This window comes from Streptomyces sp. 135 (assembly GCF_020026305.1).
Classification (GTDB): Bacteria; Actinomycetota; Actinomycetes; order Streptomycetales; family Streptomycetaceae; genus Streptomyces.
Map to the genome: position 1 here is coordinate 3,310,276 of NZ_CP075691.1, position 22,071 is coordinate 3,332,346.

General features: G+C 72.7%; 12 protein-coding genes, 1 other RNA gene and 3 pseudogenes. 3 read left to right on the top strand and 13 right to left on the bottom strand.

Annotated elements, in window-relative coordinates; genetic code table 11:
* Positions 1 to 100 precede the first annotated feature (100 nt).
* From KKZ08_RS14910 to KKZ08_RS14920, 3 genes are all read right to left on the bottom strand, one after another.
* Entirely contained in the window at positions 101 to 1,354 is a 1,254-nt protein-coding gene (locus KKZ08_RS14910; protein WP_223774914.1) for an acyltransferase, read from the bottom strand.
* Positions 1,351 to 3,426 carry a glycosyltransferase gene (locus tag KKZ08_RS14915; RefSeq protein ID WP_223779060.1) on the bottom strand — a complete coding sequence of 692 codons (2,076 nt, stop codon included), beginning with the start codon at positions 3,424 to 3,426 and terminating at the stop codon, positions 1,351 to 1,353. Before KKZ08_RS14915 ends, KKZ08_RS14910 begins: the two co-directional genes overlap by 4 nt.
* 1,129 nt (positions 3,427 to 4,555) lie before the next feature.
* Complete coding sequence (locus KKZ08_RS14920; protein WP_223774915.1) at positions 4,556 to 5,539, bottom strand: LysR family transcriptional regulator; 984 nt, start codon at positions 5,537 to 5,539, stop codon at positions 4,556 to 4,558.
* 83 nt (positions 5,540 to 5,622) lie between these two features.
* Here KKZ08_RS14920 and KKZ08_RS14925 point away from each other — a divergent pair, with 83 nt between their 5' ends.
* On the top strand, positions 5,623 to 6,876 hold the full coding sequence (locus KKZ08_RS14925; protein WP_223774916.1) for an MFS transporter: 1,254 nt from the start codon (positions 5,623 to 5,625) through the stop codon (positions 6,874 to 6,876).
* Here KKZ08_RS14925 and dacB read toward each other — a convergent pair.
* From dacB to ftsE, 6 genes are all read right to left on the bottom strand, one after another.
* A complete protein-coding gene (gene dacB / locus KKZ08_RS14930; protein WP_223774917.1) occupies positions 6,800 to 8,392 on the bottom strand; it encodes a D-alanyl-D-alanine carboxypeptidase/D-alanyl-D-alanine-endopeptidase in 1,593 nt (530 codons plus the stop codon). The genes KKZ08_RS14925 and dacB overlap by 77 nt on opposite strands.
* 125 nt (positions 8,393 to 8,517) lie before the next feature.
* Positions 8,518 to 8,888, bottom strand: a transfer-messenger RNA (tmRNA) gene (gene ssrA / locus KKZ08_RS14935).
* A 99-nt stretch (positions 8,889 to 8,987) separates the two neighbouring features.
* Positions 8,988 to 9,509, bottom strand: a complete 522-nt coding sequence (gene smpB, locus KKZ08_RS14940; RefSeq protein WP_223774918.1) for an SsrA-binding protein SmpB — start codon at positions 9,507 to 9,509, stop codon at positions 8,988 to 8,990.
* Positions 9,510 to 9,527: 18 nt separating this feature from the next.
* Entirely contained in the window at positions 9,528 to 10,724 is a 1,197-nt protein-coding gene (locus tag KKZ08_RS14945; protein WP_223774919.1) for a S41 family peptidase, read from the bottom strand.
* 78 nt (positions 10,725 to 10,802) lie between these two features.
* On the bottom strand, positions 10,803 to 11,720 hold the full coding sequence (gene ftsX / locus KKZ08_RS14950) for a permease-like cell division protein FtsX (RefSeq protein ID WP_223774920.1): 918 nt from the start codon (positions 11,718 to 11,720) through the stop codon (positions 10,803 to 10,805).
* Between the two features lie 52 nt (positions 11,721 to 11,772).
* Entirely contained in the window at positions 11,773 to 12,462 is a 690-nt protein-coding gene (gene ftsE / locus KKZ08_RS14955; protein ID WP_030788113.1) for a cell division ATP-binding protein FtsE, read from the bottom strand.
* Between the two features lie 240 nt (positions 12,463 to 12,702).
* On the opposite strand from ftsE, the gene KKZ08_RS14960 reads away from it, so the two are divergent.
* Positions 12,703 to 12,894: a hypothetical protein gene (locus KKZ08_RS14960; RefSeq protein WP_223774921.1), complete on the top strand. Its 192-nt coding sequence runs from the start codon at positions 12,703 to 12,705 to the stop codon at positions 12,892 to 12,894.
* Between the two features lie 144 nt (positions 12,895 to 13,038).
* Here KKZ08_RS14960 and KKZ08_RS14965 read toward each other — a convergent pair whose 3' ends face one another.
* The 4 genes and pseudogenes from KKZ08_RS14965 to KKZ08_RS14980 all read right to left on the bottom strand — a co-directional run bounded on the left by KKZ08_RS14965 (position 13,039) and on the right by KKZ08_RS14980 (position 18,190).
* A complete protein-coding gene (locus tag KKZ08_RS14965; RefSeq protein ID WP_223774922.1) occupies positions 13,039 to 13,758 on the bottom strand; it encodes a hypothetical protein in 720 nt (239 codons plus the stop codon).
* A gap of 281 nt (positions 13,759 to 14,039) precedes the next feature.
* The gene (gene prfB, locus KKZ08_RS14970) at positions 14,040 to 15,146 is read right to left on the bottom strand and encodes a peptide chain release factor 2 (RefSeq protein WP_223774923.1); all 1,107 of its coding nucleotides are present in this window, start codon (positions 15,144 to 15,146) and stop codon (positions 14,040 to 14,042) included.
* Between the two features lie 69 nt (positions 15,147 to 15,215).
* Positions 15,216 to 16,440, bottom strand: a pseudogene (locus tag KKZ08_RS14975) (serine/threonine-protein kinase).
* Positions 16,441 to 16,556: 116 nt separating this feature from the next.
* Positions 16,557 to 18,190, bottom strand: a pseudogene (locus KKZ08_RS14980) (serine/threonine-protein kinase).
* Positions 18,191 to 18,614: 424 nt separating this feature from the next.
* Between KKZ08_RS14980 and KKZ08_RS14985 the strand changes: the two are divergent.
* Positions 18,615 to 21,993, top strand: a pseudogene (locus KKZ08_RS14985) (FHA domain-containing protein).
* The last annotated feature ends 78 nt before the right edge of the window (positions 21,994 to 22,071 follow it).

Consider the following 22,071-nt stretch of genomic DNA (forward strand, 5'->3'; position numbering starts at 1 on the left):
AGTTCCACCCCGTGCGAGCGGCAGGAAGAACCGCCAGCTTAGGAGTCGGTCGCGCTGACGATCACGCGATGCAACGGAACGATCACGACCCTTCCGGCAATCAGTCCGCTTCGCCGCTGAACCCCCGCCGGGGCCACGAAGAACGTCCACCCTTCCTCCGCGACACCTCCACGCCGTCCGGCCACAGCCTCGGCCGCCGCCCCGCCGCCAGGTCCTCCACCCAGCCCACCACCACGATCGTCACGCCCAGCAGCGGCCAGACCAGCACGGCCATCCACAGCCCGTACGTGGCGTCCAGCGCGGCGTCCCAGCGCGCGTCCGCCATGAACGGCAGGTCGTACGCCATGTCGACGACCGGCACCGTCGCCATGATCAGGAGGTTGTGCCAGAGGTAGATCGTCACGGCTCGGTTGTTGGAGAGCGTGACCAGCCTGTCCCACTTCGCGAACCTGCCCGGCTGCCGCGGCCCCGAGGGGCCCGACGGCCACGACGGCCACGACGGCGCGTACTGGAGCAGGATGACGACGAAGCCGAAGGACCAGGCCGCCTGCGCCGCCGGGATGTCGTTCAGGTCCCAGCCGTCCGGGCCCAGATGACCCGACGCCCACCACAGGCCGACGGCCATGAGCAGCGACGCGCCCGACACCGCCAGATAGCGCGGGACGCGGGCGAGCAGGCCGCTCCGGTGGGCGAAGCCGAGGACCCAGCAGCCGCCGTACACCGCGAAGTCCGTGACCGCGTCGCCCACCTCACCGGGGATCGTGACAAGGCCCGTACCGACCACCGAGGTCAGCGCGAGCGGCGCGAACAGCGTTACCCACGGCGCCCTGCGGAACGCCCACAGCAGAAGGGGCGAGGCGATGACGAACCACAGATAGGCGCGGAGGTACCACAGCGGCCCCGCCGCCTGCACCGGCCAGGTGTCCTCCAGGAGCCCCGCCTCGTCGCCCAGATGCCACGGGAAGGGTGGCGCGCCCACCGGAACCACGTAGGTGAGCAGAGCCAGCGGGGACCAGGCGCCGCCGTGGTCGGGGTCCTCGGAGACGTTCCAGCCGCCCGCGAGGAGCAGGCAGAGCACCACCGCGCTGAACACCCACAGCGGAGGCAGCAGCCGGCGGACGCGGCCCTTGATCACGTCCCATGCCGGGCGGTCCAGCGAGCGCGCCATGAGCGAGCCCGCCAGCGCGAACATCACGCCCATCGAGGGGAAGGCGATCGTCAGCCACGCCCAGCCGAAGAGGTGGTAGACGACGACGCGGACGAGCGCGAGGGAGCGCAGCACGTCGAGATAGCGGTCCCTGCCGGGCTCGCGCGCGGCGGCGGGGGCCTCGGGGATCAGCAGGCTCCGGCTCATGCGACGGGCCTCCGTTCGTACTCGTCCGTCCGCGGTCGCGGAAGGGAGCCGGGCGCCTCCACCACTCCCGTGCGCCGCAGCTTCTGCCAGCGCAGGCGGCCCCCGGTGAGCGCCGTGATCCAGGACTGCAAGAGCACGACGTACATCAACTGCCGGTAGAGGAGCTGCTGGAGGGGCAGCGAGATGAGATGGGTCATGCGTTCGCGGTCGAGCCGGAAGGCGTACGCGGCACAGAACCCCTGCACCGCGAGCACGCCGAGCCAGGCGGCGACGGTCTTCCGGGTCGGGCCGAAGACGAGGCCGTACAGCAGGAACACGTCGATGAGCGGGGCGAGAAGCGGTGCCAGGACCATGAACAGCGACACCAGCGGCAGCCCCACACGGCCGAACCGTCCGGAGGGGCCGGACTCGACGAAGGCGCGGCGGTGCTTCCAGATGGCCTGCATCGTGCCGTACGACCAGCGGTAGCGCTGGGACCAGAGCTGCTGGACGGACTCCGGGGCCTCGGTCCAGGCGCGCGCCCGCTCCGCGTACACGACCCGCCAGCCGTCGCGGTGCAGGGTCATGGTGATGTCGGTGTCCTCGGCGAGCGTGTCGTCGCTCATGCCGCCGGCCCGCTCCAGGGCGGAGCGCCGGAACGCACCGACCGCGCCCGGGATCGTCGGCATGCAGCGCAGCACGTCGTACATCCGGCGGTCGAGGTTGAAGCCCATCACGTACTCGATGTGCTGCCAGGCACCGATGAGCGAGTCCCTGTTGCCGACCTTCGCGTTGCCCGCGACGGCGCCGACGCGCGGGTCGCCGAAGGGCTGCGCCAGCTCACGGACGGTGGACTCCTCGAAGACCGTGTCGCCGTCCATCATCACGACGATGTCGTGCCGGGCACCCGCCAGGCCTCTGTTGAGGGCGGCCGGTTTGCCCGCGTTGGGCTGGCGCAGGACGCGTACGTTCGGCAGGCCCAGGCCCTCCGCGAGCTCCGCGGTGCCGTCCGACGAGCCGTCGTCGACGACGATGACCTCGATGGGATGGTCGCTCGCCATCAGGGAACGGACCGTGGCCTCGATGCACTTGGCTTCGTTGTACGCGGGCACCAGGACCGAGACGGGCTCGGTGACGGGCGCCCCCCAGCGGAAGTCGCGCCGTCGCACCCGGCGGGCGTGCGCGCCCGAGAGCAGCAGCATCAGGCCGAACCGGGCGAAGACGAGGACGCCGACGACGGCGAGGGCCACGACGAGGCAGTCGGTGATCCGCTCGGCCGCGCCGACGAGGAGGACCCAGGACCTGCCCTTCCACAGCTCGATGCCGCTGACCGGGGTGTGTGCGCTCGGCGCGTCCAGGGCCTCGGTGAGGTTGCCGAACGTATAGCCCCGCTCCCGCATCTCGGGCAGTAAGCGGTCGAGCGCGGCGACGGTCTGCGAACGGTCGCCGCCGGAGTCGTGCATGAGGACGACGGCGCCCGCGCCGTCCTCGGGCGTGGCGCGGCGGATGATCTCGTCGACGCCGGGGCGCTTCCAGTCCTCGCTGTCGGTGTCGTTGACGACGGTGAGGTAGCCGCGCGCACCGATGTGCCGGGCCACCGGGTACGACCGGTCGTCCATGGCGTGGGAGAAGGAGGAGTACGGGGGCCGGAAGAGGGAGGTCCGGATCCCTGCCGCCCCGGCGAGCGCGAGTTGGTTCTGCGAGAGCTCCCAGTCGATGCGCCCGGTGGACTGGTAGGAGAGGTCGGGGTGGTTGAAGGTGTGCAGGCCGATCTCGTGGCCCTCGTCGACCATGCGCCGCACGAGGCCGGGATGGCGCGAGGCCATGGTGCCGGTGACGAAGAAGACGCCGTGCGCCCGGTGCTTCCCGAGGACGTCGAGGATCTTGGGGGTCCACTCGGGGTCGGGGCCGTCGTCGAACGTCAGGACCAGCCGGTGGTCCGGCACGCTCAGGGTGGTCTCGCGCCCGCCGCGGGTGTCGATGACGGGGCCGCCGCGCAGGATCTCGCGCGGTACGCGGTCGGTGGGCGCGGGAGGCCTGACGCGGTGGTCGGCGAGGATCTCGCTGTGTACGTAGCCGCGCAGCATCAGCATGGCGAGCAGCGCGCCGAGCAGCAGCGCGGGCAGCAGATGGCGCAGTGACAGGAGCCTGCGCCGCCGGGCGGTGCGCGTCGCCTCGCCGCGCCGCCCGCCGCCGGTCCGCCGCTTGGCCCCGCTCCCCTTCCGGGCACGGCTGTCCTGGGGTCCGCCGCAACGGCCCTCGTCGGTGCGGGAGTTCATCACTCGGCGGCCTCCCGGGGCGGCGGGGTCTCCGCGGGGGGCTGCTGGGCGGGCGGGGTGTACCCGGCGGGGACGTCGCCGCCGCCTCCGCCCGTGGTCCCGCCGGGGTCCGGTGACTGCGTGGGCGGATCGGAAGGGGGCGGATCGGTAAGCGGGGCCGGGGTGGGAACGGGGCCGTCGTGCCGCTGGTCGGGCCCGGTGCGGGGACCGGGCCCGGGGCGTGCGGGCCGGTGGCGGGTGGTGCGCCGCCGTCCGGCGCCCGGTCGGCACCGTCACCGCCGGGAGGCGCGCCCGGCATCCCACGGCTGTCCCGCTCCCCCGAGGGGCGGGGCCCGTCGCCGGACTTCCCCTTGCCGCCGTGGCCGTCCGCGCCGTCCGAGGCCGACGGCGTACGGGACGCATCGGAGGGATCAGAGGAATGAGAGGGATGAGAGGGATCAGACGGGGCGGGGCCCGCCTCGCGGTCGGAGGTCTCCACCTTGCTCGCCGGTCCGTCGTCCTTGGGGCCCCGCACCGGCAGCCAGGGCGCGCTGGAGTTGCCCGAGAGCAGCGTGCCCACGATGACCAGGGCGTAGACGCCGCAGGCGACCCCGACGCCCACGCCGATCCGGCGGTACCTCCGGCTGCGGCGGCCCGTCTCGTCGACGAAGACGGGGCCGTCGGCCGGCCCCCCGAGGTCTCCCGCCGACGTCTCCGCCGGGCCGCTCCCCAGGCCGTCGCTCCGGACGGTGACCTCGTCCGCATCGTGGGTCTGTCCTGGCAGGGCATCTTCTCGCCACGTTTCCATGCGTACGCACAACCCCCCACGTCAGAGATTTCGGGTGCGCGTACGACCCCGGGCCCCTGCCGTGCGGACCGGGCCCCCACCCGGTCCGAGCGCTCCCCCTGCCACACCGGGCCCGGAGAACGAACGTAGCGCAGCGGCCACAGGGATTGTTTTAGGTCAGTGACGACTCATCATGATGAGTGCATCTGCGGCCGGAACCCATCCTCCCGCGGGCCTCTCCAGCCACCCTTCGTCGGCCGACAGCTCCGCGGCGGCGGCCCGGACCGCGGCGACACCCGGGTGAGCCAGCCCCTTCCGCCACACCAGCGACACGGGCGACAGCGGAACGGGGTCGACAAGGGGCCGCAGCTCGGCGCCCGGCATGGCCGGAAAGTCCACGACGACCAGGACCGGGTGACGGTTCTTCGCCATGAGCCGCCCGAACTCCTCCCGGCCCACGGCGAGTGGCGCGGGCGGTGCGACGCCGATGCCGCGCCCCTCGAAGAGCCGGTGCGCGAGGTCGGTCCACTCCGGCGTCCTCGGGTTGCCCGCCCCCGCGTACACGGTCTCCCCCGCGAGCGCGTCCAGCGGCACGGCGTCGAGCCCGGTCAGCGGATGGCCGTACGGCAGCAGTACCGCCATCGGCTCGTACCGCACGGGCTGTTGGGCGAGCGAGGCCCTCAGGGCCGGGTCCAGTCCGGCGTACCGCCCGAAGGACATGTCGAGGCGGCCGGCGATCATCTCGACGGCGGCTCCGGTCAGGCCGCTCTCGAAGCGGGCCATCAGCTCGCACTCCGGGGCGAGTTCCCGGGCCCGCTCCAGGATCCGCCCGCTGACGAGCCCGGGGCTGTTCAGATCGACGAGCAGCGGCCGTGCGGCCCCCGTGAACGCGGCGACCAGCTCGTCCTGCGCCTCCAGGACCCGTCGCGCGTACGGCAGGAGCCGCTCGCCGTCGGCGGTGAGCATGACCTGCCGCGTCGTGCGCGAGAAGAGCTCGGCGCCCAACTCCCGCTCCAGGCGCCGCACATCACGGCTCAGGGCCTGCTGCGCCACGTACAGCCTGGCGGCGGCCCGGGTGAAGTGCAGTTCCTCGGCGACGGCGAGGAACGCGCGCAGCAGGCGGGGATCCACGTCACGGAACGGGGCTGGAGGTCGCGTCACCGCAGGAATTTACAACGCGTACGCGTGAATGGCACCCGAGAAGGTGTTGGACCCCGCGGACCGCCCGCCACGAGGGTGAGCCCATGCCCCACAAGCCCCACAACCCATACGCCCGCCTCTTCGCGATACCCGGCGCCACCGCCTTCACCCTCGGCAACCTCATCGCACGGCTGCCCATGGGCATGTTCAGCGTGAGCGCCGTCATCATGATCTCCGGCGCCCGCGGCTCGTACGCGCTGGCCGGCGCCGTCACCGCGACCGGCCTCGCGGCGACCGCCGTCGTGGCGCCCTGGACGGCCCGGCTCGTCGACCGCCACGGCCAGGCGCGCGTCGCCGTGCCCGCCACCGCGATCGCGGCGCTCGGCTCGCTCTCGCTGCTGCTCTGCGTGCGGTACGGAGCGCCCGACTGGACCCTCTTCGCGTCGTACGCGGCCACGGCCACGACGCCCAACACCGGAGGCATGTCCCGGGCGCGCTGGGCCCACCTCCTCAAGGGCGACGACGCGGCCGCGCACACCGCCAACTCCTTCGAACAGGCCGTCGACGAGCTGTGCTTCATGCTCGGTCCCGTCCTCGCCGCCTTCCTCTGCGCGGCGCTCTTCCCGCAGGCGGGCACCCTGATCGGCGTGGTCCTGCTGCTGACGGGCGTGCTGCTCTTCACGGCGCAGCGCGCCACGGAACCGCCGCCCCAGGGACGTACGGACGACGCCGCGAGGAAAGCCGCGTCGCCCCTCCGCGCGCCCGGGATGCCCACCCTGCTGGTCGGCTTCCTCGCCACCGGCGCCGTCTTCGGCTCCCTGGAGGTCGTCACGATCGCCTTCGCCGACGCGCAGGGGCACAAGGCGGCCGCGGGCGCGATCCTCGCCCTCCAGGCCGCGGGCTCCTGCGCGGCGGGCCTGGTCTACGGGGCCGCGAAACCGCGCGCCCCGCTCGTGCGCCGCCACCTGCTGTGCGGCGCCGCGATGGCGGCCCTGATGACGCTGCCGCTGCTCGCGGTGACGGTCACGGGCTCGCTGGTCGCCCTGGCCGGGGCCCTGCTGGTCGCGGGCATGGCGACGGCGCCCACGATGGTCACCGGGATGACCCTGGTCCAGCGGTACACCCCCGAGGGGCGCCTGAACGAGGGCATGACCCTCGCCGTGACCGGCCTCCTCGGGGGCATCGCGTGCGGCGCCGCGGGCGGCGGCTGGGCGGTGGAGCGGCTGGGCCCCGCCGCGGGCTACTGGGTGCCGGTCGCCGCCGCCTGCGCCGCCGTGCTGCTCAGCAGCGCGCAGGCTTGCGCCACGAGCACTCCACGTCGCCGCCTCGCTCGGCGACACGCGTCGAGCGAGGCATGACCGGCACCGCCTTGTCCCTGGTCGACGAGGCGAGGGTCACCACGATCGCGTCCTCGAGCCCCTTCACCGAGGGGGCCAGGTGGTTGTTGAGGATGATGCTGAAGACCAGTTCGCGGCCGTCCTTGTCCGTCACGTAACCGGACAGCGCGGAGGCCCCCGTCAGCGTGCCTGTCTTGGCACGGACGTTCAGGGCCGCCGGTGTGCCGCACATCCGTGACCGCAGCGTGCCGCCGACGGACTTGCCCGGCCCGCAGGCCACCGGCAGGGACGCGTACCAGTCGGCGAACCACGGCTCGCCCTTGGCCGCCCGCAGCAGCTCGATGTACTGGTCGGCGGGGGCGTTGTCCTTGCGCGAGAGCCCCGAGCCGTCGACCTGGCGCAGCTTCCCGGGGTCGACGCCTGCGGTCTTCAGATAGCCGCTGATGGCGGCGATGCCGTCGCGCCAACTGCCGGGCCGCCCGGTCGCCTTGTGACCCATGGCCTTGGTGAGGCTCTCGGCGTGCATGTTGTTGGAGAGCTTCATGAACGGGACCATGAGGTCCTTGAGCTCCATGGAGTCGTGCGACGCCAGCCGCCGTGCGCCCTCGGGCGTGGCGATCCCGGCCCTGGTCGGGCCGCTGACCCGCACACCGTGCGCGGCGAGCGCGTCCCGGAAGACGGCGGCGGCGTACCCCGTCGGCTCCCAGACGGTGACCCACTCCTTGGTGGCGGACCCGCCGACCGGGACCGTGCCGCTGACGGTGATGGTGTTCTGCCCGTGCCGCCGCTCCACGGCGATGGTGTCCGCGCCGCCCGCGGCGACGGTGCTCGCGCGCAGGTCGATGTCCACGTAGCCGGTCTTCGGCGTCACGCCGACCCGCGGCTTGTCACCTGCCTTCGCCCCGGGCGTGACCTCGACGATGACGGTGCCGGTGTCGTAGTCGGTGTCGGGGGCGACGCTCAGGGCGCTGATCTGCGCCGCGTAGTACGCGGACTCGTCGTCGGCGCTCCAGGTGTCGCCGACGCGGTGGTCGTCGAAGCGGGTGTCGTCGGCGATCAGCCGTCCGGAGACGCGGCGGACGCCCGAGCCGGCGATCTTCGCGGCGAGCCGGTCGTAGTCCTCGGCGAGCGTCGTCGGATCACCCGTGCCGCGCAGGTACAGGTCACCGCGCAGGACGGGGCCGCGCCGTTCGCCGTCGGTCAGGACGTCGGTGGTGAAGCGGTGGCCGGGGCCCAGGAGCTCCATGGCGGCGGCCGAGGTGAGCAGCTTGGTGTTGGAGGCGGGCATGAGGCGCCCGCTGGGGCGATGCCGGTACAGGACGTCGCCGGACGCGGCGTCGGCGACCACGACACTGGCCACGCCGCCCTCCATACGGGGGTCGCCGAGGACGGTGTCGATGGCTTCGGGCAGCCCCGACGGGTCGGCGTCCGCCCCGGCCGGTGAGCTGACGGAGAGGGTGGCCGCGGCGAGGCCGAGGACGGCGGGCCAGATCCAGTGGCGCATGCGGTGGTTGACGCGTCTCACGGGTCTACTCATGACCCTGGAGCATCCCCGAGGGCGCGGCCGGGCGACAGACCCCACTCCGGACCCGCACGAAAAACCTCGCGGCACGGAAGAAGCCCCCTGGCCGGGGGCCAGAGGGCTTCAACCTCACATGGGAATTGTGGAGATGGCGGGAATCGAACCCGCGTCCAACGGTGCGGAATCAGGGCTTCTCCGTGTGCAGTTCGCTGCGATTTTCTCGGCCCCGGCGATCCCGCGAACAAGTCGCCGACGGGCCCAGTCACTGTTTGATTTCCTCCTGGACCCCGTGACCGGGTCCAGAAGTTTAGTTCCCTAGCTGATGCCAGGATCCGGGTCGGGAACAGCCCCGGGCTGACACTTCACCGAGTCGCTACTTAGGCAGCGAGGGCGAAGGAATCGCGCTTGGTGTTGGCGATTATTGGTTGCGACATATGGTTTACGAGATCATTGCCGCTTCCTCGACACGCTTCCCCTGCTTCGACATCCGCTGTCGAAACCGATCATCCCCATGTTGATTTTTCAAACCGCGCCCCGTCACCTGCGGAGCACGACCCATCGTACGTGACCAACGCCGACGGGTGCCAGCCCATTCCCGCGAACCTCGCCGCTACGCGATGCCCTGCCGGCGCCGGACCGCCGAGATCGCGCGGTTCGTCTCACGCGTGTCCTGCTTCTCGCGCAGCGTCTGCCGCTTGTCGTACTCCTTCTTGCCCTTGGCCAGCGCGATCTCGACCTTGACGCGGCTGTCCTTGAAGTACAGCGACAGGGGCACGATCGTGTGACCCGTCTCCTGGGACTTGGACTCCAGCTTGTCGATCTCCGCCCGGTGCAGCAGGAGCTTGCGCTTGCGGGTGGCGGAGTGGTTGGTCCAGGTGCCCTGCACGTACTCCGGGACGTGGATGTTGTGCAGCCACGCCTCGCCGCGGTCGATCTGCACGAAGCCGTCCACCAGGGAGGCCCGGCCCAGGCGCAGCGACTTCACCTCGGTGCCCATCAGCACCAGGCCGCACTCGTAGGTGTCCAGGATGGTGTAGTCGTGCCGCGCCTTCTTGTTCTGCGCGACCATCTTGCGGGCGGGGGCCTTCTCATTGGCCTTCGCGGCCTTGCGCTTTACCTTTTCCTTCGCCATAGTCCGCCCATTTTCGCACTACGAAGGGGGTCCGAGGCCAGTCAATACTGTCTCGGCCCTGGCCTCGGCCCCGTGCTCGACCTCCAGGTCCGGCGTGATGCCCCGCCCGTCCACGGTCCGGCCCGACGGGGTGCGGTAGTGGCCGACGGTCAGCTCGGCGACGGAGCCGTCGGGAAGGCGGCTCGGCATCTGGACGGATCCCTTGCCGAAGGTCCGGGAGCCCACGACGACCGCGCGGCCGCGGTCCTGGAGGGCGCCGGTGAGGAGCTCGGCCGCGCTCATGGTGCCGCCGTCGACCAGCGTGACCACCGGTCGCTCGGTGTCACCACCGCGCTCGGCGTGCAGGGCCTTCTGCTCGCCCCGTACGTCGTACGTCGCCACGAGACCGCCGTCGACCAGCGCGGACGAGGCGGTGACCGCCTCCGAGACCAGACCTCCGGAGTTCCCGCGCAGGTCGAGCAGGATCCCCGCGCCCTCGGGCGCCTCGCGCACCGCGGAGCGCACGGCCTCTCCGGAGCCCTTGGTGAACGCGGCGACCTTGATCATGACGGCCCCGCCGGAGAGCTTGGTCACGGTGACGGAGTCCGTGGACAGCCGCGCCCTGCGCAGCGTCTCGCTCCACGCGCGCGTGGCGCGCTCCAGGCCCAGCCGCACCGGGGTGCCGGCGCGGTCGCCGCGCAGCAGGGCGACGACCTCCGTGACGGGGCGGCCGGTGACGCGCTCGCCGTCGATGGAGCGCAGTCGGTCGCCCTTGCGGATCCCGGCGCGGTCGGCGGGCCCGCCCTTCTGGACCCGGGAGACCTCCATGCGGCCGTCGGCGCCGCGCCGGGCCCACAGCCCGACGCCGGTGTAGGCGCCGTCGAGGGCCTCCTCGAACTCCCGGTACTCGCCGTGGGAGTACACCGAGCCCCAGCGGTCCCCGCTGCGGCTGACGGCCTCTTCGGCGGCCTTCTCGGCGGACTTGCCGTCGGCCATGGCCTCGGCGGCGGCCTCGGATGCCCGCTCGGCGGTGTGGCCGGCATCGCCAAGGGGGGCCACGGCGTCCGAACGCACCGACCCAGGAGGCGTTTTCCGGCCGTCGCCCGCCGCCTCGCTCCAGGAACCGGTGGCGGCCCCGGTGACCAGCACGCTCGCGAAGACCAACGTCAGGGCCGCCCCGCGGCGTACGCGGCGGGGCACGACGAGCCGATCGGCGAACCGGTCGAGACCTGACATGCCGGTGAGTCTAGGACAACGAAAGGCGCCGTACGGTCCGTTGGACCGTACGGCGCCCTGGAACGCGGAGGGTACTTGTCACACCTTGAGGTACTTGCGCAACGCGAAGAACGCGGCAAGCGCGGGCATCAGGAGGCCGATCGCGAGCACCAGCGGCAGCTTGGCCAGAACGGCGTCCCAGCCGATGAAGTTGATGAGGTTGATCTTCTCGGAGAGCGCGAGTCCGTGGTCGATCATGAAGTAGCGGCCCACGAGCAGCATTCCGCAGGCGAGCGCGCCGCCGATGAGACCGGCGACGGCGGCCTCCATGATGAACGGCATCTGGATGTAGAAGCTGGACGCGCCGACCAGCCGCATGATGCCGGTCTCCCGTCTGCGGCTGAACGCCGAGACGCGCACGGTGTTGACGATCAGCATCAGGGCGACGACGAGCATCAGCGCCATCACCGCGATCGCCGCCCAGTTCATGCCGTTGAGGAGTTCGAAGAGGTTCTCCAGGTAGTCCTTCTGGTCCTCGACGGACTGCACGCCGTCACGGCCCGAGAAGGCCGTCGCGACCACCTGGTACTTCTCCGGGTCCTTCAGCTTGACGCGGAACGACTCCTGCATCTGGTCCGGCGTGAGGGAGCTGGAGAGCGGGGAGTCGCCGAACTGCTCCTTGTAGTGCTTGTACGCCTCGTCCGCCGTCTCGTGCTGGACCGTGTCCACGACGGGCATCTTCTTCAGATCGCCGAGGATCCGGTCCTTCTGCTCGTTCGTGACGGCGCCCTTGGCGCACTTGGGGTCCTGCTCGGCGTCGGCCTTGTTGCACAGGAAGATCGAGACGTTGACCTTGTCGTACCAGTAGCCCTTCATCGTGCTCACCTGGTCGCGCATGAGCAGCGAGCCGCCGAACAGGGCGAGCGAGAGCGCTACGGAGACGACGACCGCGAAGGTCATCGTGAGATTGCGACGGAGGCCGACGCCGATCTCCGACAGGACGAACTGGGCGCGCATGGCGGCCTTTCGGTGGATCTGGTGGAACAGAAGGCAGTGGGGATACGGGGCGTCAGTGCTGGTAGCCGTACACGCCGCGCGACTGGTCGCGCACGAGACGGCCCTTCTCCAGCTCGATGACCCGCTTGCGCATCTGGTCCACGATCTGCTGATCGTGCGTGGCCATCACGACGGTGGTGCCGGTCCGGTTGATCCGGTCGAGCAGCTTCATGATGCCGACGGAGGTCTGCGGGTCGAGGTTGCCGGTGGGCTCGTCGGCGATGAGGAGCTTCGGCCGGTTGACGAACGCGCGCGCGATCGCCACGCGTTGCTGCTCACCACCGGAGAGCTCGCCGGGCATCCGGTCCTCCTTGCCGCCGAGCCCCACGAGGTCGAGGACCTGCGGGACGGACTTGCGGATCTCGCCGCGGGACTTGCCGATGACCTCCTGCGCGAAGGCCACGTTCTCGCCGACGGTCTTGTTGGGCAGGAGGCGGAAGTCCTGGAAGACGGTGCCCAACTGGCGGCGCATGTGCGGCACCTTGAAGTTGGACAGGCGCGCGAGGTCCTTGCCGAGGACGTGCACCTGGCCGTGGCTGGTGCGCTCCTCGCGCAGGACGAGCCGCAGGAAAGTGGACTTTCCGGAGCCGGAGGACCCCACCAGGAAGACGAACTCGCCCTTCTCGATCTCGAGGGAGACGTCCCTCAGAGCGGGGCGGGTCTGCTTGGGGTAGGCCTTGGAGACGTTGTCGAAACGGATCACGGATGCACCACGGGTTGCCGGGGGTAGGTGTGCGTGACCATACGCGAAGGCGGTACGCGAGCGCAGTCGACGTCCGGAGTTGCGCGTTTTGTCACGGAAGTGGCGAGGCGGGGAACCTGCCGAAACCGTCGCGAGAGGGCGGGCCGCGCCGAAATCCGCGGAAGCTGGCACAGTGGTAAGGGGAACGATTGGGTTCCCCGTAGCGTTGGGCAGGCTGAGACTGTGCGGGAGGAGAAGCGCATGACCCTGGATCGGTTGGTATGCGCGAACTGCGCAGCGCCCGTGAATGAAGGCCGCTGCCCCGTGTGCCGGGCCAATCGCGAGCGCATGCAGCAGGAGGGGCCCTTCGCGGGCCTCAACCCCGCGGCACTGATAGCCCTGCTCGTGGTACTGATCGCGGCGGTCGCGCTGCTGGCGCACCAGTCCGCGTAAGGCAGACACGGAAGAAGGGCCCGGAGCTCCGATGAGTTCCGGGCCCTTCTTCCGTACGTTCCGTACGGCGGCTACGTCACGTACGGCCGGTACGGCGCGTACGTGACGTACATCCGTCTACGTCGCATGCGTCGGCGCCCGGGATCAGGCGGCGGCGCCGCGGTTGCCGACGAGGCGCGGCAGGATGCGGAAGCCGATGCCGCCGGCGATCATCGTGGCGGCGCCGATCACGAGGAAGGTGGTCTCGGCGGCGCCGGTCTCGGCCAGCTCGCCCTTGCCGGCCTGGTCGCCGCCCTTGGCGCCGGCCTGCTCGACCGGGGCGGAGCCGGTGTCGGTCAGGCTGTCCTTGGCCTTGCCCTGCTCGACGGGGACGGAGCCGCCGCCGTCGGGGCCGGTGTCGTTGCCGCCGCCGTTGCCGCCGCCATTGCCGTTGTGGCCGCCGTTGCCGTTGTGGCCGCCGTTGCCGTTGTGGCCGCCGTTGCCGTTGCCGTTGTTGCCACCGTTGCCGTTGTTGCCGCCGTTCCCGTTACCCGGGGCGGTCGGGTCCGAGGTGGGCACGGGCGGGTCCGTCGGCTCGGGCGGCTCCGTCGGCTCCGTGGTGGGCTCCGGCGGGTCCGTCGGGTCGGGCTCCGTGGGAGGCGTCTGCGTGGGGTCGGGGATCGTCGTCGGGTCGACCTGCGGGGCGTTCACGTCCACGTCCACGCCGACGCCGGTCTCGTCCGCGTGGGCGCCCGCGCCCACCCCGCCGAGGTCGACGCCGACGTCGAGGGCCGAGGCGGCACCCGCGGCGGTCAGCGAGGCACCGGCGGCGATCACGGCGCCCGCGGCTATCCGCGCGATACGGATGCGCGTCTTCTTGGTCATCAGGCTGCTACCCCCAGTAGCTGAAATGTCAGTGAGGCAGCGTCCGGGGCGGCATTCGCCGGGGGCGTTCGATCGGCCCCCACGGATCCCATGCGCCCCGGTAATACGCGTACCGCGCGCTAGCCTTTCCACTTTTCATGGCAGCGTCAAGGTCATTGCGGGCGCAATGTCCGAAATCAGGGCAGTTGGCCGTCGTAGGGACATGTGACTGTGACGTAAAAGGCAACTGCCGCCTCTTGGGCGGCAGTTGCCTTGTCGATAAAGCCGCTTGAAGCGGTTTTTTACTTCTCCTGCTGCTTGCGCCAGCGAATTCCGGCCTCCAGGAAACCGTCGATCTCGCCGTTGAAGACGGACTCCGGGTTTCCGACCTCGTACTCCGTACGGAGGTCCTTGACCATCTGGTACGGGTGCAGGACGTACGAACGCATCTGGTTGCCCCAGGAGTTGCCGCCGTCACCCTTGAGCGCGTTCATCTTCGCCTGCTCCTCCTGGCGGCGGCGCTCGAGGAGCTTCGCCTGGAGGACGTTCATCGCGGTCGCCTTGTTCTGGATCTGCGAGCGCTCGTTCTGACAGGAGACGACGATGCCGGTCGGCAGGTGGGTCAGCCGGACCGCCGAGTCGGTGGTGTTGACGCCCTGGCCGCCGGGGCCCGAGGAGCGGTACACGTCGACGCGCAGCTCGCTCTCGTCGATCTCGATGTGGTCGGTCTGCTCGACCACGGGGAGGATCTCGACGCCGGCGAAGGAGGTCTGGCGGCGGCCCTGGTTGTCGAACGGCGAGATGCGGACCAGGCGGTGGGTGCCCTGCTCCACGGAGAGCGTGCCGTAGGCGTACGGGACATTGACGGCGAAGGTGGTCGACTTGATGCCGGCCTCTTCCGCGTACGAGGTCTCGTAGAGCTCCGTCTTGTAGCCGTGGCGCTCGGCCCAGCGCAGGTACATGCGCTGGAGCTTCTCGGCGAAGTCGGAGGCGTCGACACCGCCGGCCTCCGCGCGGATGGTGACGACGGCCTCGCGGGAGTCGTACTCACCGGAGAGGAGGGTGCGCACCTCCATCTCGTCGAGGGCCTTCTTGACGGCGGTGAGCTCGGACTCGGCCTCGGCACGGGTGTCCGGGTCGTCCTCCTCCTCGGCCATCTCGAAGAGCACGCTGAGGTCGTCGATGCGCCCGCGCAGCGCCTCGGCCTTCCTGACCTCCGCCTGGAGGTGGCTCAGCTTGCTGGTGATCTTCTGCGCCGCCTCCGGGTCGTCCCACAGGGACGGGGCGGCCGCCTGCTCCTCGAGCACGGCGATATCGGCCCTCATCTTGTCGAGGTCCAGGACGGCCTCGATCGACTCCATGGTCGAGGAGAGGGACTTGAGCTCTTCGGATACATCGACGACTGCCACGACTCCAGCGTAACGGCTACGGCAACCGTCCCCGCCCGCGTGGGGCCTCCTGACCCCAGTGCCCGGGGGTCAGGGGGTCGGAGGGGCGGAGTTGCCGCTGTCCGGGGGTGTGTCGTCACCCGACGTGGCCACCCAGGTGCCGACGCCCGCCGCCGCGACCAGCACCACTCCCGCCACGCCCAGCGTGATCCGCGCGCCGGGCGGAGGCGCGGTGCTTGGCGGAGCCGGGCCTGGCCGCGCCGGCGGCGCGCGGCCGTGCCGCGGGCGCCGCCAGTTCGTCGGGGCCGGGGACCCGCATGGACGTGTGGGTGTCGCGGTTGGAGTCCGCGGACGCCGAGCCCGGCACCAGGGGCACCGCTCCCCGCCTGGGGGCGGAGGCGCGCGTCTCGGGGGCGGCGGCGGAGTCGTCGTACGCCTCCTCGGCGGGGGAGGTCTCCGGGTCCGGTTCGTCGACGTCCAGCGGCGGCATGCCCGCGACCAGCGGCAGCAGCTCCCGCAGGCGCGCTGCCAGCTCGGAGGCGCGCAGCCGGGACGCCGGGGCCTTGGCCAGGCACTGGACGAGGAGCTGCCACAGCTCCTCGGGGATGCCGGGGAGCGGCACCACCGTCTCGGTGACGTGGCGCCGCAGGACCGCGCCGGGGTGTCCGCCGCCGAACGGCGTGAAGCCCGCGAGCAGCTCGTACAGGACCGTCGCGAGGGCGTAGATGTCGACGGCCGCGCGCGGCGGCAGCCCCTCGATGATCTCGGGGGCGAGGTAGTCCGGGGTGCCGATGATCTTCGTGGCGCGGGTGCGCCGCGGGGAGTCGATCAGCTTGGCGACGCCGAAGTCGGTGAGCAGAGCCGGATGCGCCCCGCCGGGGCCGAGCGGGCCCTGCATGTCCAGCAGGACGTTCTCGGGCTTGACGTCACGGTGCACGATGCCCGCGGCGTGCGCGGCGGCGAGGCCGTCGGCGACGTCCGCGACGATGGCGACGGCGGCCTCGGGGGCCATGCGGCGCTCGCGGTCGAGGCGGGTGCGCAGGTCCGTGCCGCGTACGAGGTCCATGACCAGGGCCAGGTCGTTGCCGTCGACCACCAGGTCGTGGACGCCGACGACGCGCGGGTGGTCGAGGCTGAGCAGGGCCGTGCGCTCCTGGACGAAGCGGCCGACGAGTTCCTGGTCGGACGCCAGGTCCTCGCGCAGCAGCTTGATGGCGACGGCGCCTTCGGGCCCCTCGCCGAGCCACACCGTGCCGGCGCTGCCACGGCCCAGGATCTGGTGGGCGGTGTACCGGCTGCCGATCTTGCGCGTCAAGACTGCTCCTACGGATGCGTGTTGGCGACAAAGCTACGCGGCATTGCCGCCAACCTTCACTCCGGGAGCAGAAATCACCCTGCCGATGTCGACAAATCCCCAGAACCGTCCGCGCGCTAGTTCGCGCCGAGCTTTCCGATCCAGCCGCTGACCGTGTCGTACCAGGACGTCAGCTGCTCCCAGTAACCCTTCGTCGTGCCGATCCACTCCTGGAGCGGGCTGAACTCCCAGACCAGCCAGCTCGCCACGAAGAGGATGAGCAGCGTGAACAGGCAGCCCTTGAGGCAGCCGAGCCCGGGGATCTTCATCGGGTTGGCGCTGCGCTGACGCGGCTGCCTCGGCTCGCGCGCCGGGCGCGGGGCGGGCTGCTGGGGCGGCGGCGCCTGCGGGGCGCGGCGTACTGCTGCGGCTGGTGCTGGGGCTGCTGGTACGGCTGCGGCGCGGGGGGCTGCTGACGCCGGGCGCGCGGCTGCTGCGGCTCGGGGCGGGCCACCTGGCGCTGGGGGCGCCGGCGCAGCGGGTCCTCACTGGGGTCGAGGTACTGGACCTGGGTCTGGTCGTTGCGGTCGCGGGCCGCGCGCATCTGGTTCTGCCAGGGGTGCGGCTCGTTCGGGTCCGCCCCGGGGGCGCCCGGCGGGACCGGCGGCATGACCGCGGTCGGGTCGGCGGCGCCGGTGCTCGGCAGGACGGACGTCGGGTCGGCGTCGCCCGTGCCCTGGCCGGGGCCGCCGGTGTTCCGCATGACGCTCGTCGCCGCGTTCGGGTCGTACGAGCCAGCGGTGTTCGGCAGGACCTGCGTGGGGTCGGCGGCGCCGGGGGCGTCCGGCACGGGGGCCGGGGCCGGGTCGGGCATGAGCAGCGCGCCCACGCCCTCCGCGGCGGCGATCTGCGCCGGGCTGGAGTGCACGCCGATGCCGTCGGCGACGACGCGCAGGGCCCGGGCGAGGTTCTCGGCGCTGGGGCGGCGGTCCGGGTTCTTGTCCAGGCAGCGCTCTATGACCGTCCACAGCGGATCGGGGACGGTCGAGGGGCGGCGCGGTTCGGCGCTGAGGTGCTGGTGCAGGACCTCGAGGGCCGAGCCCCCGCCGAACGGCGGCCGGCCGGTGACCAGCTCGTACAGCAGGATCCCGGCGCCGTAGATGTCGACGGCGCTGGTCTGCGGGCGGCCCTCGGCGGACTCCGGCGCGACGTACGCGGGCGTGCCGACGAACTCCTGGGTACGGGTGAGCCCCGGGGAGTCGGCGAGGCGCGCGATGCCGAAGTCGGTGAGCATCGGGTGCATGCCCTGGCCGTCCTGCTTGAGCAGGACGTTCGCCGGCTTCAGGTCGCGGTGCACGACGCCGTCGGCGTGGCTCGCGGCGAGCGCGTCGGCGATCTGGGCGGTCAGCAGGGCCGCCGCGACCGGCGTGAACGGGCCGTTCTCGCGCAGGTAGCGGTGCAGGTCGGGACCGTCGATCAGGTCCATGACCAGGGCGAGGAGGTCACCCTCGACGACCAGGTCGCGCGTCCTGACGATGTTCTCGTGCGTCAGCCTGAGCAGGACGGACCGCTCCCTGAGGAAGCGCATCACGACGTCCGCGTCGTTGGCGAGCTCTTCCTTGAGGACCTTGATCGCTACGGTCTCGCCGGGCTGGCCGGCGACGGCCGCCTCGGCCCCGGCGGTCTCCCGCTGGCGGGCTCGCCAGACGGTGCCCGTGGCGCCGCGTCCGAGCGGCTCCTCGAGCAGGTACTTGCTGCCTACCGGCCGCACGTCATGCGCTCCCTGCTGATCTGACTGGCCCCCGCCGGACGCTGGTCCCGTCTGGTCCTGTCCGGGGGGCTGTACGAAGGTGTTCCGACCCACTGTAGTGCCGCCGGAGGGGCCACCGGCCGAACGGAAGCCGACCGTTCGCCCGCCTGGGAGGGAGACGCTCTCCCGTGGCCATTGGTTGCCGCCGAGTTCCCGATGTGAGCTTCTTCCACGGGCTCCGGCCCCTGTCCCCAACGGTCCAAGCAGGCACTTTTCCGAGCAGAGCCGACCAATCAAGATCACTTACGGGTGGCCGCCGGGCGTGTTGTCAGTGGCAGGTGCGAGGATGCCCCCAGTACTGGCCGACGTGCCCGTGTGCGGTGGGGGGAAACACAGCGCGAGTCCCCGTGCCGGGCGCCCAGCGCAGAAGGGACCGCTGACGGCGATGCAGATCCGGCTGACCGTCCTCGGGCCGCGCAGCGGCCAGACCGAGCAGCAAGGCCGCCCCACGGGTGCGGCGGGGGCGCACGGCTCGTGTGACGTCCTGGTCACCGCCCCCGCGGGGACCGCGCTCGCCGCCGTCGCCTCCGGCCTCGCCACGGCCGTCGCGGGCAGCGAGAGCCCCCTCGTGCTGTACGCGGGCCCGGAGCGCCTGGACGCCCAGCGGTGCACGCTCGGTGAGCCCCCCTTGATCGACGGCGCCGTGCTCTCGCTGGGGGCGCCCGCCGAGCCGGGGCCCGAACCGGCCGGGGCGGCCGCCCAGTTGCACGTGGTGGCGGGCCCCGACGCGGGCGGCGTTCATCTGCTGCACGGCGGCCAGATCCGGGTCGGCCGCTCGGCGGAGGCGGACGTCTCGCTGGACGACCCCGATGTCTCGCGGATGCACTGCGCGGTCACGCTCGCGGCGGACGGCCGCGTCACGGTCACGGACCTCGGTTCGACGAACGGCACGTCCGTGGACGGCAGGGAGGTCACCGACCGCCCCGTGCGGCTCGCCCCCGGCTCCCTGCTGCGCATCGGCGAATCGGCGCTCCGCCTGACGGACGGCGGCCTCGGCCCGGCGTCCGGCGCGGGCGGCGCCCTCTCGACGGCCCCGGACGGTGAGGGCCACGTGCGCGTGCGGGCCGCCGCGACCCCGCAGCCCGCCTTCCTCGCCCCCTCGCACTCCCAGGAGACGCCCGGTCATCACGCGTACGGCTCGGCGAACTGGGGAGCGGCGGGCGGGGACGGCACTGCGGGTGCTGTGGGTGCTGTGGGCGCTGCCGGTGTGCAGGGAACCTCAGGGGCGTACGGCGCTCAGGGGGCGTACGGGAGTGCGCAGACCCACGGCGGTGGCCATGGGGTGTACGGCCCGGCCGGCGGCGACCCCGGTGTCGTACCGGTGCGGGGCGGCGCGCCGGACGCCGAGCAGACCCGTCTCGGGACACCTCTGCGGGGCACGGCGGTGCCGCGCGGCCTGCGTCGACGCGGCGGCCTCTCGGCCTGGGCCCGCCGGCTGACCGGCGGCAGGGACGGCGGGCAGGGCCAGGACGCGCACGACGGGTACGAGGTGTACGACCGGTACGACGCGCACGACGGCTACGAGGGACAGACGGGACACGCGGGCGGCGGTGACGGGGGCTTCGGAGCGTCGGAGCCCACTCCGGAGGAACTCGCCGTGGCCGCCGCCGCGCGGACGCCCGAGTCGTGGCCGGATCCCGCCGCCCTGCTGCTCACCGCGCTCGGCCCGGGGCCCCGCCTCTGGGAGCGCGGTCCGGCCCACCCGGAGTCCCTCGCGGTGCGGCTCGGCACGGTCGACCGGGCGGGCCCCGACGACCGGGGGCTGCTGCCCGCCGTGCCCGTCACCGTGAGTCTGCGCGAGGTGGGCGCGCTCGGCCTCGCCGGGCCCCGGGAGCGGCTGACCGGCCTGGCCAGGGCGGTCGTCGCCCAGCTCGGCGCGCTGCACTCCCCCGACTGCCTGGAGATCGTGCTGATCAGCACGGACCGCGCGCGCACCACCGAGGAGCGCACCGCGGAGTGGGCGTGGCTCGGGTGGCTCCCCCATCTGCGGCCCACGCACGGCCAGGACTGCCGCCTCCTGCTCGCCTACGACCGCGACCAGGCGGCCGCGCGCACGGACGAGCTGATCCGCCGCCTGGAGGACCGCATCGCCGACAGCGCCGACAGCACGGGCGGCACGGACAGTGGCGGTACGCCCGCCGCGGAGCCCGCGTCGCGCACCGTCGTCATCGTCGACGGCGACCCCGGTTCGGCCGGGCTGCGCGACGCCACGGTCCGGCTCGCCGGTGAGGGCGCGCGGGCCGGGATCCACGTCGTGTGCCTCGCCGAGACGGAGGCCGCCTCGCCGGCGTCGCCCGTCCTGGACACGTACGAGGCCGCCTGCTCGGTCTCGCCCCCCTTCCGGGCGTGCGGTGCCGTCGCTCTGCTCAGCGGTGACGTGGCGACCGCGCTGCGGCTGATGCGGACGGCGGGCGGCCGCCCCGCGGGGCATGGCACCGTCGCCGCGCTGGACGCGGTGTCGCCTGCCTGGGCCGAACGGTTCGCACGGGCGCTGGCGCCGCTGCGGACGGACGGCACGGCCGGTGAGGGCACGCGCGCGTGTCCGCGCCGCTGCCCCAGGCAGCCAGGCTGCTGGACGAGTTGGGCCTCGCCCGGGCCACACCCGCCTCGCTGATGGCGCGGTGGGCGGCGGCCGCGGACGATCCCGAGGCGCTCGGCGGGCGCGCCGTCGCCGTGCTCGGGGCGGGGCCGCGCGGACCCGTCGTCGCCGACCTCGCGGCCGACGGGCCGCATCTGCTCGCCGAGGTCCCGCGGGCAGCGGGCGCACGGAGCTGCTGCGTTCCGTCGCCGCGTCGCTGGCCGCCGCGGAGCGGCCCGACCGGCTCGGCATCGTGCTCGTCGACGGCCGCGACAGCGGTGGCGGCGGCGCGGGGCGGCAGGGCGCGGGGCTCGGTGTCTGCACGGACCTCCCGCATGTCACGACCCATCTGGTGGCCAACGACCCGGTGCGGATGCGGGAGTTCGCGCAGTCCCTGACCGCCGAGCTGAAGCGGCGGGCCGAGCTGCTCGGCGTGCTCGGGTTCGCCGAGTGGCACACGCGGCGGGAGGTCTCGGGGCGGATGGTGGCGCAGCGGTCGCCGTCGTCCTCCGGGGCGGGCGGGGCGTCCTCCGGGGCGGTCTCCGGGGCGGGCGGTGCGGGTGGTTCCGCCGCCGCGCCCGGCCGGCCGTCCGACGGGGATCTGGAGGCGCCGCCGAGTTCCACGATGCGGCTGCGGCCCATGGCGGCGCGGCAGCGGGCCGAGCCCGGGCCTCCGCTGCCCCGGCTCGTGGTGCTCGTCGACGACTTCGACGCCCTGCTCGCGCCCGCCCTCGGCTCTCCGGGGCGGCCCGCGGCCGGTTCGGTCGTACGCGCCCTGGAGGCGGTCGCGCGGGACGGTGAGCGGCTCGGCGTGCACCTGGTGGCGACCACGGGGCGCAGTGAGCGGATACCGGAGACCGAGCTGGGGCAGCGGGCCTCGCTGCGGGTGGTCCTCGACGCGGTGACGGCGGGGCCGGAGGAGCCCGCGCCGGGCCGGGGCGAGCTGCGGTCCCCGGACGGCAGGGCCACGGCGTTCCAGGCGGGGCGGGTCACCGGCCGGATTCCCCGGACGGCGACGCTGCGGCCCACGGTTGTGCCGCTGGAGTGGGAGCGGATGGGGGATCCGCCGGCTCGGCGGCCCGTGCGGGAGTTGGGGAACGGGCCGACGGATCTGGCGCTGCTGGCCAGTGCTCTGGAGAGGGCGGCGCGGTCGGTGTCGGCGGATCAGGTGCCGTCGCTTTTGTAGGCGGGCGGGGTTGGGTGTGCGGTGGCCTTGGTTCGGGGGACTGGCCTCGTTGTTCGGCTGCGGGTGCGTTGTGGCTGG

Bases quoted from the DNA above. Each gene is read 5' to 3' on its own strand.
- smpB (WP_223774918.1), bottom strand. From the start codon at position 9,509: ATGGCGAAGGAAAAGGTAAAGCGCAAGGCCGCGAAGGCCAATGAGAAG.
- KKZ08_RS14960 (WP_223774921.1), top strand. From the start codon at position 12,703: ATGACCCTGGATCGGTTGGTATGCGCGAACTGCGCAGCGCCCGTGAAT.
- dacB (WP_223774917.1), bottom strand. From the start codon at position 8,392: ATGAGTAGACCCGTGAGACGCGTCAACCACCGCATGCGCCACTGGATC.
- KKZ08_RS14915 (WP_223779060.1), bottom strand. From the start codon at position 3,426: ATGCTGATGCTGCGCGGCTACGTACACAGCGAGATCCTCGCCGACCAC.
- KKZ08_RS14925 (WP_223774916.1), top strand. From the start codon at position 5,623: ATGCCCCACAAGCCCCACAACCCATACGCCCGCCTCTTCGCGATACCC.
- KKZ08_RS14965 (WP_223774922.1), bottom strand. From the start codon at position 13,758: ATGACCAAGAAGACGCGCATCCGTATCGCGCGGATAGCCGCGGGCGCC.
- KKZ08_RS14910 (WP_223774914.1), bottom strand. From the start codon at position 1,354: ATGAGCCGGAGCCTGCTGATCCCCGAGGCCCCCGCCGCCGCGCGCGAG.
- ftsX (WP_223774920.1), bottom strand. From the start codon at position 11,720: ATGCGCGCCCAGTTCGTCCTGTCGGAGATCGGCGTCGGCCTCCGTCGC.
- KKZ08_RS14945 (WP_223774919.1), bottom strand. From the start codon at position 10,724: ATGTCAGGTCTCGACCGGTTCGCCGATCGGCTCGTCGTGCCCCGCCGC.